The sequence below is a fragment of the Nocardia niigatensis NBRC 100131 genome (genome assembly GCF_000308655.1).
Classification (GTDB): domain Bacteria; phylum Actinomycetota; class Actinomycetes; order Mycobacteriales; family Mycobacteriaceae; genus Nocardia; species Nocardia niigatensis.
The window spans coordinates 75,486-89,857 of the sequence record NZ_BAGC01000035.1; the positions used below are offsets into that span (position 1 = coordinate 75,486).

Below are 14,372 nucleotides of genomic sequence, written 5' to 3' on the forward strand. Positions count from 1 at the left end.
GTCGCCACCTGGCTCATTTCGTCGAAGTGCGCCTCCACAGCGCCCTCCCGCTGCCGTTCGGAAACCAGCCCAGCAGCCAGAACACCGCGGTGGCGACCAAACTCGCCTGCGCGAGGTACTTCGTCCACGGTTCGACGTGATCGAAGTTGACGATGAGGCTGACCAGGCTGGCGAGGCAGAACCCACCCGCCACAATCAATGCGACGACGAACTTCCAGTTCCACCGCGTCCGACGAACGTCCGACATCCCGAGATCCCCCCGAATCTACTGTGCGCGAGCCCATTCGACTCGCCCGAGACATTGAATTCTATGCCTCCGAGCCACCCGGCACCGTTGTGTTTCACACCACCGCTCGGAGGTACCGCAGATCGTCAGCGAAGAGTGGTGACTTCACGGTGGTCAAGGAACTTCCTGAACACGTGCAGATCGCGGGAGCTATCGCGGGCCATGCGAAATACGACGACACCACGCAGTGGCCCGACAGGGTTCACGCCTTGGTACGGGAGCACTGCTGATGTGATTCAGCCCCGTCGCTGACGGACTTCTACCTCAGTCCCGGCTGGGCAGCAGGGACGGGTCGTGGGCGCCTGGGCCGAGCTGGGGGCGTAGGTCCTTGACCGTGAGGTGGTCGCCGCATTCCGAGCAAACGGGCTGGACGGTCATGATGTGGCCGCAGGATTTGTGGACGGATTCGATCGGGGGACCGTCGGGGGCGGCCCATTCGTCGCCCCATTGGCGCATGGCGGCCAGGATCGTCCAGAGGGAGCGGCCCTTGTCGGTGAGCAGGTAGTCGTAGCGGACTGGGTTTTCCTGGTAGGGGGTCTTCTCCAGAATGCCCTGGGCGACAAGGTGTTCCAGGCGCTGGGTCAGGACATTGCGGGCGATGCCGAGACGGGAGCGGAAGTCGTCGAAGCGGGTGATGCCGAAGAGGGCGTCCCGAACGATGAGCAGGGTCCACCATTCGCCCACCACCTCCAGGCACTGGGCGATGGAGCAGTTCATGTCCTCGAAGCTGGTTCGACGCATGACTCCAGCATAGTCGGTTGCTTGAAGAGACTCACTCGCCTATCGTCCGTCTTATGAAGAAACTCACTCGGGCCGGTGGCCGGACGCAGGGGAGAGCGCGATGAATACGGTTGTTGTGCAGCAGGAACGGCGGGCCGTCGATCCGCGGGTGGTGCTCGGGATCGTCGCGGTGGCGGTATTGCTGTCGAGCCTGGACCTGTTCATCGTCAATGTGGCGCTGCCACGGATCGCGGTCGACTTCTCGGGGGCCCGGATCGCGGGGCTGTCGTGGGTGCTGAACGCGTATTCGATCGTGTTCGCCGCGCTGCTGGTACCCGCCGGGCGACTCGGTGACCGGAACGGGAACAAGACCACATTCCTGATCGGGCTGGGTGTGTTCGTGCTCGGATCGGCGCTGTGCGCGGTGGCGTGGAACACCGGTGCGCTGGTGACCTTCCGCGTCCTGCAGGCGGCGGGCGCGGCTCTGCTGACACCGTCCTCGCTCGGTCTGCTGCTGGCCGCGACACCGGCCGAGCGGCGCGCGACCGCAGTACGGCTGTGGGTGGCGTTCGGAGGTCTGGGCGCGGCGCTTGGACCGGTGATCGGCGGCCTGCTGGTCGAACTGCACTGGCGCTGGGTATTTCTGGTGAATGTGCCGCTGGGGATCATCGCACTGATCCTGGGCATGCGGCTGCTGCCGCGGCCGTCGGGTACCGGCGGATCGATGCCGGACGGGGCCGGTGCGCTCATGCTGATCGGGTCGGTGGCATCGCTCATCCTGGCCGTGGTCAAGGGCGAGGATTGGGGTTGGGGATCGGCCGGTGTGGTCGGCGCCTTCGCCGCGACTGTCGTGTTCGCGGTGGCGTTCGTGGTCTCGTCGCGTCGCCATCACAGTCCGGTCGTCGATCCGGGATTGCTGCGGGTACCGAATTTCGCGCTCATGCTCGGCAATTCGCTGCTGTTCAATATCGCGTTCGCGGGCATGCTGCTGTCGGCGGTGCTCTGGATGCAGAACGTGTGGGGCTGGTCGGCCTTGAAGACCGGTCTCGGGATCGCGCCCGGGCCGCTGATCGTGCCGCTGGTGGCGATCTCGGCGGGACGGCTGATCGCCCGGATAGGTGTCGGTCCGGTGCTCGCGCTGGGCGGAGTGTCGTTCGCGGCCGGAATCGTGTGGTGGGCACAGGCGATCACACTGCCGCCGAACTATCCCGCCGGCCTGCTCGGCGGCATGCTGATCACCGGTCTCGGCGTCGGCCTGACCATGCCGACCAGTGTCGCGGCGGGCACCGCGGGGCTGCCGCCCCAGCAGTTCGCGACCGGGTCGGCAGTGCTGAGTATGGCGCGGCAACTCGGAATGGCCGTCGGCGTGGCCGTTCTGGTGGCGGTGCTGGGTACACCCGGCGGTGCGGAGGCGACTCTCGATGCCTTCCGGCACGGCTGGTACGTGATCGCCGGCGCTTCGGTGGCAGCGGGTGTGCTGGGCCTGGCTGCGCGAATGCCGAAGGCCGCACCGGTATCCGGGTAGATCCTCAGAAACGGTCTCAGGGGTTGTCCGGATGTCGCTGACCGCGGCCGACCCTACCGTCGAGATATGCGAATCCGACTGACGGTGACGGTGCTGGCGGCCGCGGGATGCGGAACCGTGACAACCTCTGCGCCGCAACCGGTCTCGACCACCCGGATGATGGTGTCACCCGACCGGGTAGAGCGGATTCGCGACGACATCGACGGGCTGGCGCGGGCCAGGACCACCGGCGTGATCGCGACCCTCACCGAGAACGGGCAGGCCGTCACCCTCACCGCCGGGGTCGGGGACCGCAGCAGCCGGGGCCCCGATTCCCATGGCCCCGCCACAGCAGGTACGGGTCGGGAGCATCTCCAAAACCTCTGCGGCGGCGATCATCATGCAACTGGCATCGAAGGGGTGCGGCTCGACGAACCCGTCGACGCCTATCTGCCCGGGCTGCTGTACTGCAATGGCATGGACGGACGCACGATCACCGTGCGGCACATCCTGCAACACCGCAGCGGACTACCGGAAATGTCCGATGACCCCGGCCTCGACGAGGTGCGCGCCGCGGCCGGCGGCCGCACCTTCACTCCTGCCGAGGAGGTCGCGATCGCGCTGCGCCGTTCAGTCGGATGGATAACCCACTGTCACTGAGGGGTTCGGGTCAGTGGGGGTGGAGTTCGGCGGCCAGTTGGAGGAGTTCGGGGAGGTGGGGGCCGTCGGTGGCGGCGTGGTGGAGGGCCTCCGAGAGGGAGAAGGGGCGGACTTCGAGGATTTGCTCGGCGTCGGCGGGGTTGGTGGGGTGGGCGGTGAGGGTGACGTCGGCGGTGGACCAGAGCCATGCCTTGTGGGGGTGGGGTTGCCAGGGGCGGTAGGGGGTGGGGCGGTCGGTGGTGGCGTAGTGGGCGCCGATGTGGTGGAGGGGGCCGGTCAGTTCGGCACCGGCTTCTTCGGCGAGTTCGCGGATTACGCAGGACTCGATGGATTCTCCGGCTTCGCGGGTGCCGCCGGGAATGATCCAGCGGTCGCGGTCGTCACGGCAGAGGACGATGTGGTCGCCGACGAAACAGATGACGTGGATGTTGGTGACGAGGTGGTCGGGCGGGAGGTCGGTGGAGAACTGGACGTCCAGGCCGCCCCACTCCCAGCGGGCGGGCGTGTGCAGGAGGGGGTAGCGGTCGGCGAGCGTCATGGTTCGACGGTACCGAGGGCGCGGCGCCGGTGCTGGGGGCCGTATGTGATTGTGCGGAGCCGGAATTCGATGGGACCGTAGCGATGGTGGCGGATATGGCGGCGTGCCGGGGCCAGTTGGGCGAGATAGACCGCCATCCCTCCACAGAGTGACGACCCACCCGACCTTCTAGAACTGGTTTCAGTATTGTTCCCCCATGGCCTTCGTCATCGACAGAACCGTGGAGATCGACGCGCCCGCCGAACTGGTTTGGCAGGTGCTCACCGACGTGGACAAGTACGGGGAGTGGAATCCCTTCTGCCTGGAGTGCAAGACCACCCTCGAACCGGGGTCACCGATCGACATGAAGGTGCGACTGGTCGGGCCGAAGCCCAAGCAGCAGCGCGAATTCATCCATTCCCACACACCGGGCAAGGAATTCAGCTACCGCATGAAACCCGCGCCGCTGGGCCTGCTCAGCAGCGAGCGCTCGCATACCCTGACCTCGCTCGAGGACGGCCGCACCCGCTATGTCTCCCACTTCCAGCTCAACGGCCCGCTGGCCCCGGTGGTCTCCGGCCTGCTGGGCGGCGCGCTGACCACCGGATTCGAGGGTATGACCGATGCCGTCAAGACGCGGGCCGAGGCCCTGAAAGCCGCGCGCGACTAGGCCGCGTCTCCCAATAATTTGAGCCATTCGATGACCAGGGCCAGGACGACTCCAGCCCGGTAGTTCAGCGCTAACTTGTCGTATCGGGTGGCCACGGCTCGCCATTGTTTGGCTTTGTTGAAGGCCCGCTCAATCACGTTGCGGCGCTTGTATGCCCGCGAATCGAAGGCGGGAGCCCTGCCACCGGAACGGCCGCGTCGTTTGCGATTGGCAACCTGATCGGCTCGTTCAGGGATCACGGCCCGGATTCGCCGGCGGCGCAGCAGATCCCGGTTCGCTGCCGATGAGTACGCCTTGTCGCCGAGCAGTGCCCGCGGCGTGGTGCGCGGTGCGCCGCCGTTGAGGCGGGGCACCACCAGCCCCGCGAGTAGGTCCGGCAGCATCGGGCTGTCACCGGCCTGCCCGGGGGTGACCAGCACCGCCAAACCGCGACCGGCGCCGTCGGCGAGCAGGTGAATCTTGGTGGTCAGCCCACCGCGTGATCGGCCGATCGCGTGATCTGCCGGTTCATCGTGAAGACTCGTGTAATTCGACGGTGGTCGCGTATGACGGGCGAGGTTGGCGCCGTGCTGATGCACCCGCACGATCGTCGAGTCGATCGAGACGACCCAATCCAGACCGCCCGTGCTGTCGGCCAACATGACCAACGCGGTCAGCACGCGGTCCCACGTGCCGTCGGCGCCGTAGCGGCGATGGCGTTTCCACACCGTCTGCCATGCACCGAACTGCTCGGGCAGATCCCGCCATGGCAGACCGGCGCGCAGCCGATACAGCATGCCTTCCACCACCAGACGGTTGTTGGTGAAGTTACGGCCTACGTGGCCTTCGGATTTCGGCAGCAGTAGCTCCAGCAGTTCCCATTGTTCGTCGGTCAGAACACGATGCCGGTCATCGAGTGCAGTTGCTGAGACGGCCATGATGAACGACCGGCCCCCCAAACATGGGGCCGGTCGTACCTCATCGGGAAAGGGTTTACAGGGCGCGGCCGAGGGCTTCGGTCAGCGCGACCGCATTGATCTCGAGGCGGTCGAAGCGCCAGCCGTCCTCGGTCCGGCGCGCCCGGTAGCGGTGAATCCCGGCGGCGACGGCCTCGGTCTTGTCGTCGATGACGAACACGGCGATGTCGTGAGCGCGGACCGTGGCAGTGCCACCGTCGAGGTTGATGACCAGGTTGCACTTGTTGTGCAGGGTCCGTGCGTAGGTGCCGTGGCCCGCGCGCACGAGTCCGATGAGCGCCTCGATGCCGCTGACCTGCCCGCGTGGGGAGGTGACGACGACATCCTCGGTGAAAAGCCGGTCGGTCTCGTCGAAGCGGCCCTCGTCGATCCACAGGCTGTGGCGGGCGACCAAGTCGGTGAGTTCGGCGCGGTCGGCGAGGTCGCGGATCAGGGTGTCGGTGCTGGTCATAACGGCCTACCCTATTCGTTCGAAGTTCTAACGTTTATGTCACTAACGAATCTAGATCGTTAGTGGCTCTAACGCAAGAGGGGTAGGCTGACTCCGTGCAGACCAGTGATGAACTGCGATTCGACGACGGTGAGCAGACCCCTATCCGGCTCAAGGGCCAGCTTTCACGCCTCGTCGGAATGACGGCCGCACAGACGCACCGCGTCGCGGGCGATGCCCTGCGCACGGTCGGCGCCCACAAAGACCACTTCGTGGCACTGGCCGCCCTCACCGAATTCGGCCCCGCGAGCCAGGCAGCCCTGTCCGATCGCACCCGCATCTACAAGAGCGACCTCGTCTCGGTCCTCAACCACCTCGAAGGGCATGGCTGGGTCCACCGCGCCCCCGACCCGGCCGATAAACGACGCAACGTCATCACCATCACCGACGCCGGCGAACACCGGCTCGCTGAACTCGACCGCGTCCTCGACGGGGTCAACGAACACATCATGGCCCCGCTCAGCCACGACGAACGCGCGCAACTGTTCGACCTGCTCGGCCGCATCAACAACCACCTCGCGAACCCGACCGACCACGCCTGATCGCCGAGCTCGCCTCGACCCAGCCGGAAGTCGTCACGCACTCCACCGTCGAATGGCGAAAACCATTGGGAGACACGGCCTAACGCTCACGCTTCGAACGGCGTCACATTCCCGGAGGCGTCGCGGCCACCGCTCTCGTTCTCGATGGCGGTGGCCAGCTCCTGCACGCTGGACCAGCTGCGTGGTTCCTCGTCCTCCAGATTGCCGATGGTGTACCACGTGGCGGTGCCGCGATAGCGCACCAGCCCGTGGCCCGAATAATCCAGCGTCACATCGAGATCCCCGGAGACCGTTCCCTCTTCCCGGGTCATGACGGCTGCCTCACTGCGGATTTCGACGATGGCTATTATGTGAACTCTCCCTTGCTGACGCAGTCCTGCACCGCGGCCTGCAGTGCGGTCTGCTCCTTGGCATCGACGTTCAATCCGTACTTTACTTTCACCTGGATGTAGTGCCCGATATAGCCGCACCGGAAATTCCCGGGCGGCAGATAACTGGACGCATCCTGATCGCCCTTCGAGCGGTTGGCGGTGGGATCGGAAATCACCAGGTTCACCGCGTCATTGGCGATATGGCGCCGGGTGTCGTCGTCGAACTTCGCAGCGCCTGAACGCCATGCCTCGGCCAGCGCCACGATGTGGTCGATATCCAGGGCCGATGAATCGGTAGTCCACTTGTAGGGCTTGAGGGCATTGGTCTTCTTGTCCATGACCCCGTACTGATCGCGCCAGCCGCCATTGGTGCCGACGCTCAATTTGCAGCTGCTCGGATCCAGCGTCACCGGCCCGGTCGCGTCGCGCAGCAGTACCACGTCGCGGGTGGCGCAGCGACTGTATTGCGCGAAGGCGTCACCGAATCCGTGTTCGGGCTTTTCGGTGTCCCAGTGCGGGAATCGGTCGCGCGAGTAGCCGGTCATCGGCAGTTCGTCGGCCACCTTCAGTTTTCCCAGCAGACTGGTGATCTCTTTGGCCGACCCCGCCGGTTGTGCGCCGCGATCGGGTACGGGAGGCCCACTCGCATCCGGTTTGCCGGTACCGCCGTGCTTTTCGATGACGGCGACCACGACGGCCAGCGCGACCACGAACAGCAGCGACAGCACCGCCTTCAGCAGACGGCGTAGAGCGGGGGAGGAACGGATCTTCGACCATGTCACCGTGCATCACCGCTCGCGGCGGCCGGGGACAGGGGCTTCGACTGGCGTGACGGCTTCGTGTGCAACATATCCCGCAAACCTTGACAATCAGTGCCCCGAAACGGCAAGCCGCACGTGGGTTTCGGAGACCGGTGTCACACCGCGACCCGAAAATCGCCTCCGGAACCGGACCTGCGGCACACTCGCCGCAATTCCATACTGAGTCCCGCTGAGATCGAAAACAATAGTGGTTCACGGCTTCCCGCCGAGGTACCAGCGCGTCGGCCGCGTCGCGCTGGATCTGATGCCATCAGGCTATGGCGAACGCCGCGCCCTCCACGACCGGCCCGGTGGCCACCGGCACCGCCACCACGGCCCGGCGCGACCCAGCAACCGTTGAGCGAGACACTGTTCGAGCAATCCGAAACCGGCACTCAGCAGCATCCACCGGTAACGCAGGCCGGACACAGGACGGCGCGCCGGGTAGCCCCTACCCGGCGCGCCGAATCATCCTGAGAATCAGGCGATATCGATGTCCCTGAGAATCAGGCGTTGTTGAGCTTGTTCAGCCGCTCGCAGGACTCCAGGTACTCGGTGATCAGCCGCTGCACCACGTCGGCGGAGCGCTCCATCTTGTTCATCATGCCGACGACCTGGCCGACCGGATTGAAGTTCACGTCCTTGGCCTGCTCCGGGTAGCGGTGGCCGCGCTTGACGCCGTCGAGGGCGACCATCATCTGCAGCGGCATGCCCAGCGGCTTCGGGTTCTCGGGCGCTTCCCACGCCTCGGTCCAGTCGTTCTTGAGCATGCGGCACGGCTTGCCGGTCCACGAGCGCGAGCGCACGGTGTCGGAGCTGGTGGCATCGATGTAGGTCTGCATCTGCGCGGGCGGCACATTGGCCTCCTCGACGGTCAGCCACAGCGAACCGGTCCACGCACCGGCCGCGCCCATGGCCAGGGCGGCCGCGACCTGACGGCCATTGCCGATACCGCCGGCCGCGAGCGCCGGCATGTCGCCGATCGCGTCGATGACCTGCGGCCACAGCACCATCGAGGCGATCTCACCGCAGTGGCCGCCGCCCTCGGTGCCCTGCATGACCACGAAGTCCAGCCCGGCGTTCTTGTGGTTGAGCGCGTGCTTGACCGAACCGCACAGCGCGCCGATGAGGCGGCCGGAGTCCTGGATCTGCTTGATGACGTCGTCGGGCGGGGTGCCCAGCGCATTCGCGACCAGCTTGGCCTTGGGGTGCTTGAGGATCACCTCGATCTGCGGGGCGACCGTGGTGGCGGTCCAGCCCAGCAGCTGGTTGTGGTGCTCCTCCGGCGGCAGGTGCGGCACGCCGTGATCGTTGAGGATCTTCTCGGCGAAATCGCGGTGCCCCTGCGGAACCAGCTTGGCCAGTTGGGCTTCCAGCTCCTCGGGGCTCAGGCCCTCGACGCCCTTGCCCTCGTACTTGGACGGGATGACCAGGTCCACGCCGTAGACGCCCTGCACGTGCTCGTCGAGCCACTGCAGCTCGACCTCGAGCTGTTCGGCGGTGAACCCGACCGCACCGAGCACACCCAGACCGCCCGCATTGCTGACCGCGGCGGCCACGTCCCGGCAGTGGGTGAAGGCGAAGATGGGCACGTCGATGCCGAGGCGATCACAGATCTCGGTACGCATGGTGTGGTGGGCTCCTCTGAACTTTCCGGCATTGGAAATGTTGTGCCCACCACACTAGAACATGTTCTACATTAGGACCAGTCTCCCGATGCCTACCCGTAGGTCGATGTCAACAACATGTTCTAGTTGCCGGAACCGGTCAGGCGTACGCGAGCAGGCCGTCGGCGTGCAGATCATCGAAAAGGAGCTGGTCGACGGGCGGTACATGCGGTCGGTCCGCGTAGCTGAACCAGGCGATCTCGTCGATCTCGCTGCTGGCCGCGACGGCGCCGGAGTATTCGGCCGTGTAGCAGGCCATGCGCACGACTGCGTCGAGCATCAGGGCCTCGTACGTGCCGACATGGGCGACGGTATCGGGCGCGAGCTCGACGGTCAGCTCCTCACGGATCTCACGGACGAGCGTTTGTATATCGGTCTCCGCGCCCTCGCGTTTGCCACCGGGGATATAGAAGACGTCTTTGCCGCGCGGTCGCGCGCACAGGATGCGCCCGTCTTCGATCCGAACCCACGCCACCGTGTCGATCAGCCGCTGCTCCCGCTCCGTTCGCATTGGCGCAGCCTAGCGGGCATCAGTCCGCGGGCCGCCATTCGGCGACGAGGTCGAGCAGGCCGGGGAAGCGGGCTTCGAGGTCGTCGATGCGGATTTGGCTGCGGCGTTCGAGGCCGTACTGCCGCTGGCGGGTGACACCGGCCTCGCGCAGCGCTTTGAAGTGGTGCGTCAGTGACGATTTCGGGCGGTCGATGCCGAACCAGCCGCAGGAGTGGTCGAACGCCTCGGAGTCGAGCAGCAGCTTCTGGACGATGTACAGCCGCAGCGGGTCGCTGAGTGCGCCCAGGACGGTTTCCAGGCGCAGCTCGTCGATCGCGGGCTCCGGCAGGGGCTCCGGAACAACAGCCGGCTCCGCGGGGAGCGTGTACTTCGACCCGGGGCGCTGCCTGGTCGGCATCGGTGAACTCCTCACGGTCGGCACTAGTACGAATTTGATCGTACAGCATGTTATGTTCGACTTCATTCGTACTAGTTCGAGTCTATTCGAACTATGAGTGGAGGTAGTGGAAGTGGTTGCGACACAATCCCGTCCCGCGGATACCGCGAAGCCGGCCGATCTCGGCGCCGAATCTCGCATCGCCCCGAGATGGTGGATCTGGCTCGCGGCATGGCCGGTGACCGCCGTCTTCGTGCTCTCGAACGCGGCGACGCCGCTGTATGTGCTGTGGCAACGCGACTTCGGCTTCTCCAAGGGCACGATGACCGTGGTCTTCGCGTTCTACATCGTCGGTTTGCTGGGATCACTGCTGGTCTCCGGCGTCGCCTCGGACCGGCTCGGCCGCAAGGCCGTGCTGATCCCGGCGCTGATCCTCGCGGCGGCCGCATGTCTGATCTTCGCCACCGCGCCGAATGTGATCGCGCTGATGATCGCTCGCCTCCTGACCGGTATCGCGGTGGGGGCAGCGGTGTCCGCGGGCATGGCCGCCGTGACCGATGTCGCCGGACCTGAGCGCAAACGCCTGGGCGCGCTCTTCGCCTCGACGGCGATGGTCCTGGGCGCGGGCGTCGGCCCGCAGCTGTCCGGCGTCCTGTCCGAGACCGTCCCGGCCCCGACCGTCACCGTGTTCCTGGTCGAGATCGCGCTGCTGGCGACCGCTTTCGCGACGGTGCTGCGGATGCCCCTCGGCCGTCCGGCGCACCGGGGTGCAGGTTCGTGGATCCGGGTGCCACGAGTGCCCCACGCGAACCGCCGCCAGCTCTTCCTCGGCATCGCGGTATTCGCACCCGGAATCACGGCCACCTCCTTCGTGCTGTCTCTCGGTCCGGCCCTGCTGTCCGGCCTGCTCGGCACGACGAGCCGAATCGTCGCCGGCGCCATGGCCTTCGCGATGTTCTTGACCGCCACCGCCGTCCAGTTCGCTGCGCGGTCCCTGCCGCGCCCGGCGACGATGGCGATCTCTGCCGCCGCGACCGCCCTCGCGATGCTCACCCTCGTGATCGCCGTCCACACCCAGTCGCCGACCTCCCTGATCGCCTCGGCGCTGCTCGCCGGGGCGGGGCAGGGCTTGGGTCAGCTGGGTGGGCTTTCCCTGCTCAACCACTCCGTCCCGGCCGCTCGATTGGCAGAGGCCAACGCGGCGTTCAATATCGGCGGCTACATCCCGGCCGGTCTGCTGCCCGTCAGCGCCGGGTACCTGAGCGACATCGTCGGCCTCTCGACCGGCGCGACGACCTTCGCGCTGACCCTGCTGGCGTTGTCCGTGCCAGCCGCCGCCATCCTGCGCAATCGCCCTGCCCTCACCCCCGCCTGACCCGCCGGCATGCCTTGGCGCAGCCCAATTTCCGGTGTGTGCGCCAAGGCGTGTTCGCCATTCAAGGGGTCACGGTAGAAGCAGCGCAGAAAACCACGAAATCTGGCATATAGGCTGTTCAGAACCCCTGCGACTGACTTGAATGTTGCCCGGATACCGTTATCCGAGCCGGCGAACCAGGCCCAATGGCCCTGATTTCGGTGACCTTGGCGCGCAGCCGAGGACTTGGCGCGCAAGGAAACCTGGAGACCGTCTGGAACCCGGCCAGAGACGTCGTACCCAACTACACCAACGGCAGAGGAAGGGACACTGTCGGCGGCATGGAGCAGACTGGGGTTGAGATGTCGCGGAGTCGAGGCGAACCTGCGGTAGCGCCGAGCGGGCTGTCGTCGGCAGAGGCGGCCGATCGGCTGACCACCGATGGCGCGAACATACTGCCGCAGCGTCCGCCGATCCGGTTGTGGCAGCGCGTGCTCGCGCAGTTGCGGGATCCGTTGATCGTGGTGTTGTTGGTGGCGGCGGCATTGACCATCGTGACCGGCGACTGGACCGATATGTCGGTGATCGCGCTGGTCGTGATCGCCAACACCACCGTCGGTGTGGTGCAGGAAGTGCGCGCCGACAACGCCATCTCGGCCTTGTCGCGGTTGACCGCGCCGGTGGCACGAGTGATCCGCGACGGCATCGAGCAGCAGATCGCCGCCGCCGATGTGGTGGTTGGTGATCTGCTGGTGCTGGCCGAGGGTGACATCGTGGCCGCTGACGCGATGGTGATCGAAGCGGCGGCATTGTTGGTGGACGAGTCCGCGTTGACCGGTGAATCCGTGCCCGTGGACAAGACGGCGGGCGGTGACAATACGGCCTCGGCGGGCACGGTTGTCGTCAAAGGCCGTGGGCAAGCGGTTGTCACCGCAGTCGGGGCGGCCAGTGCCACCGGGCGCATCGCCCGAATGTTGGACCAGGCGAGCGGGCTGACGCCGCTGCAGCGTCGGCTCGTCGACGTCGGTCGGCTCTTGGCCGGCGTCACGGTCGGGCTGTGCGTGATCGTGCTGGTGCTGGGGCTGGTGCGCGGCGAGCCGGTCGAGTTGATGGTGGTGACCGCCATCAGCCTCGCGGTCGCCGCGGTTCCGGAATCGCTTCCGGCCGTTGTCACCCTGGGTCTGGCGCTGGGCGCTCGGCGCATGGCCCAGCGACATGCATTGATCCGCAAGCTGCCCGCCGTGGAGACGCTGGGCTCGGTAACGGTGCTGGCCACCGATAAGACCGGAACCCTCACCGAGGGAAGGATGGTCGTCCGCGGGATCTGGACGCCCACGATGGAGGCCGTCGTCACCGGCTCGGGTTACGCGCCGATCGGGGAAGTCCGCACCGGTGAGCGGGTTCTCGCGGAATCCGACGCACCACAGATCGCCGCGCTGCTGTCCGCGGCGGCATTGTGCAACGACGCGCGCCTGACACCGCCCGGCGGCGTCGGCGATGGCTGGGTCGCGCTCGGAGATCCGACCGAGCTCGCGTTGCTGTCGGCTGCGGGCAAACTCGGTGTGCATCGCGACGAGTTGAATGCCCAACTCCCGCGCATCGCGGAGCGACCGTTCGACAGTGACCGCAAACGCATGAGTACGGTCCACCAGCTGCCCGACGGGCGGTACCGAGTGATCTGCAAGGGAGCGCCCGAGATGCTGTTGCATCCCGACGTGCTGTCCGACGATCCGGCGCTGCTGGCCCGCGCCACCGAACAAGCCGATCGCCTGGCGCACAACGGGTTCCGGGTGCTCGCCGTCACGCAGACCGAGCGTGACACGAGGCCGCTGCCCGGTGAGGATCTGGAACGGGGGCTCGGGCTGCTGGGCCTGGTCGCGGTCGTCGATCCACCTCGCAGCACGGCGAGGGACACCATCTCGGCCTGCCGCCGTGCCGGGATCAGACCGGTGCTGATCACCGGTGATCATCCCGGCACCGCCCGTGCAATCGCCACCGAGGTGGGCATCGTCGATGCCGACGAGCCGGTCGTCGACTGTCGCATCCAGCCCGATCATGGTCTTGCGGAGGTGACGGTCTACGCCCGTGCCACCCCGGCGCAGAAGCTCGACATCATCGAAAGCCTGCGCGGCAAAGGCGAAATCGTGGCGATGAACGGCGACGGGGTCAACGACGCGCCCGCCCTGCGCCGCGCCGACATCGGTGTGGCCATGGGCGGACGCGGCACCGAAGTCGCTCGCCAAGCAGCCGATCTCGTGCTCGCCGACGACGACCTCGGCACGGTCGTCGCGGCGGTGGAGGAAGGCCGGCGGATCTATGCCAACATTCGCCGGTTCCTCGTTTACGGCTTGGCGGGCGGCGCGTCCGAGATCGCGGTCATGCTCGCCGGTCCGTTCCTCGGGTTTGCGCTGCCGCTGCTGCCGGCCCAGATTCTGTGGATCAATCTGCTCACCCATGGTCTGCCAGGTGTCGCCCTCGGCGGCGAGCCCGCCGACCCGCACCTCATGGCGCGACCACCGCGCCCGACGAGCCAGAGCATTCTCGGAGCAGGGCTGTGGCAGCGGGTGCCGCGCATCGCGATCGTGCTGACCGCCGTCACTCTAGGTGTCGCGGTGTGGGCGCGACACACCGACCGACCCTGGCAGACCATGGCGTTCTTCGCTTTGGGCGCAACACAACTCGGCGCGGCCCTCGGCTCCCGAGCCCGCCCCCGCTCGCTGGCCAACCCGATGCTGCTGGTCGCTGTCACCGCGGCGCTCGGCCTGCAGGTGGCCGCACTGTATGTGCCCATCCTGCGCGAGCTACTCGGCACCGAACCGCTCGCCGCCACCGACCTGCTCATCCTCGGCTGCCTGTCCACCCTCGGCTACGCAGCCGTCCGCCTGGACCGCATCCTGCACCCGAGCCGGGAGCGCTCGTAGAACAAGGCACGCCCTTCATCCGAGGGC

The 14,372-nt window shown here is 66.7% G+C and carries 16 protein-coding genes; 6 read left to right on the forward strand and 10 right to left on the reverse strand.

Annotation, left to right across the window (positions count from 1 at the left end):
* Positions 1-13: 13 nt before the first annotated feature.
* Positions 14-247, reverse strand: a complete 234-nt coding sequence (locus ON33_RS09910; protein WP_040857663.1) for a hypothetical protein — start codon at positions 245-247, stop codon at positions 14-16.
* Between the two features lie 303 nt (positions 248-550).
* A complete protein-coding gene (locus tag ON33_RS09915; RefSeq protein WP_040857665.1) occupies positions 551-1,027 on the reverse strand; it encodes a winged helix-turn-helix transcriptional regulator in 477 nt (158 codons plus the stop codon).
* A gap of 100 nt (positions 1,028-1,127) precedes the next feature.
* Here ON33_RS09915 and ON33_RS09920 point away from each other — a divergent pair, with 100 nt between their 5' ends.
* Both ON33_RS09920 and ON33_RS09925 read left to right on the forward strand, forming a co-directional pair.
* Complete coding sequence (locus ON33_RS09920; RefSeq protein WP_051151854.1) at positions 1,128-2,531, forward strand: MFS transporter; 1,404 nt, start codon at positions 1,128-1,130, stop codon at positions 2,529-2,531.
* 66 nt (positions 2,532-2,597) lie between these two features.
* The gene (locus tag ON33_RS09925; RefSeq protein ID WP_051151855.1) at positions 2,598-3,170 is read left to right on the forward strand and encodes a serine hydrolase; all 573 of its coding nucleotides are present in this window, start codon (positions 2,598-2,600) and stop codon (positions 3,168-3,170) included.
* Positions 3,171-3,180: 10 nt separating this feature from the next.
* Here ON33_RS09925 and ON33_RS09930 read toward each other — a convergent pair whose 3' ends face one another.
* Positions 3,181-3,708: an NUDIX hydrolase gene (locus tag ON33_RS09930; protein ID WP_040857669.1), complete on the reverse strand. Its 528-nt coding sequence runs from the start codon at positions 3,706-3,708 to the stop codon at positions 3,181-3,183.
* Between the two features lie 196 nt (positions 3,709-3,904).
* On the opposite strand from ON33_RS09930, the gene ON33_RS09935 reads away from it, so the two are divergent.
* A complete protein-coding gene (locus ON33_RS09935) occupies positions 3,905-4,357 on the forward strand; it encodes an SRPBCC domain-containing protein (RefSeq protein ID WP_040857670.1) in 453 nt (150 codons plus the stop codon).
* Here the strand turns inward: ON33_RS09935 and ON33_RS09940 are convergent.
* Positions 4,354-5,274: an IS5 family transposase gene (locus tag ON33_RS09940; RefSeq protein ID WP_040857672.1), complete on the reverse strand. Its 921-nt coding sequence runs from the start codon at positions 5,272-5,274 to the stop codon at positions 4,354-4,356. The genes ON33_RS09935 and ON33_RS09940 overlap by 4 nt on opposite strands.
* A 55-nt stretch (positions 5,275-5,329) precedes the next feature.
* Positions 5,330-5,764, reverse strand: coding sequence for a nuclear transport factor 2 family protein (locus ON33_RS09945; protein ID WP_040857674.1), 435 nt, complete (start codon positions 5,762-5,764; stop codon positions 5,330-5,332).
* Between the two features lie 95 nt (positions 5,765-5,859).
* Between ON33_RS09945 and ON33_RS09950 the strand changes: the two genes are divergently transcribed.
* Positions 5,860-6,345 (forward strand): MarR family winged helix-turn-helix transcriptional regulator, encoded by a 486-nt coding sequence (locus ON33_RS09950; RefSeq protein ID WP_051151856.1) that lies wholly within the window; start codon positions 5,860-5,862, stop codon positions 6,343-6,345.
* 86 nt (positions 6,346-6,431) lie between these two features.
* Here the strand turns inward: ON33_RS09950 and ON33_RS09955 are convergent, their stop codons facing one another.
* The 5 genes from ON33_RS09955 to ON33_RS09975 form a co-directional block, all read right to left on the reverse strand.
* Positions 6,432-6,656 (reverse strand): hypothetical protein, encoded by a 225-nt coding sequence (locus ON33_RS09955; protein WP_051151857.1) that lies wholly within the window; start codon positions 6,654-6,656, stop codon positions 6,432-6,434.
* A gap of 35 nt (positions 6,657-6,691) precedes the next feature.
* Positions 6,692-7,498 (reverse strand): HNH endonuclease family protein, encoded by an 807-nt coding sequence (locus ON33_RS09960; protein ID WP_040857676.1) that lies wholly within the window; start codon positions 7,496-7,498, stop codon positions 6,692-6,694.
* Positions 7,499-8,022: 524 nt separating this feature from the next.
* The gene (locus ON33_RS09965; RefSeq protein ID WP_040857678.1) at positions 8,023-9,144 is read right to left on the reverse strand and encodes an NAD(P)H-dependent flavin oxidoreductase; all 1,122 of its coding nucleotides are present in this window, start codon (positions 9,142-9,144) and stop codon (positions 8,023-8,025) included.
* Positions 9,145-9,283: 139 nt separating this feature from the next.
* Positions 9,284-9,694 (reverse strand): NUDIX hydrolase, encoded by a 411-nt coding sequence (locus ON33_RS09970; RefSeq protein WP_040857680.1) that lies wholly within the window; start codon positions 9,692-9,694, stop codon positions 9,284-9,286.
* Positions 9,695-9,713: 19 nt separating this feature from the next.
* Positions 9,714-10,091 carry an ArsR/SmtB family transcription factor gene (locus ON33_RS09975; RefSeq protein ID WP_040857682.1) on the reverse strand — a complete coding sequence of 126 codons (378 nt, stop codon included), beginning with the start codon at positions 10,089-10,091 and terminating at the stop codon, positions 9,714-9,716.
* Positions 10,092-10,203: 112 nt separating this feature from the next.
* On the opposite strand from ON33_RS09975, the gene ON33_RS09980 reads away from it, so the two are divergent.
* A complete protein-coding gene (locus ON33_RS09980; protein WP_169336793.1) occupies positions 10,204-11,445 on the forward strand; it encodes an MFS transporter in 1,242 nt (413 codons plus the stop codon).
* Positions 11,446-11,786: 341 nt separating this feature from the next.
* A complete protein-coding gene (locus tag ON33_RS09985) occupies positions 11,787-14,345 on the forward strand; it encodes a cation-translocating P-type ATPase (protein WP_051151858.1) in 2,559 nt (852 codons plus the stop codon).
* Positions 14,346-14,372: the final 27 nt, after the last annotated feature.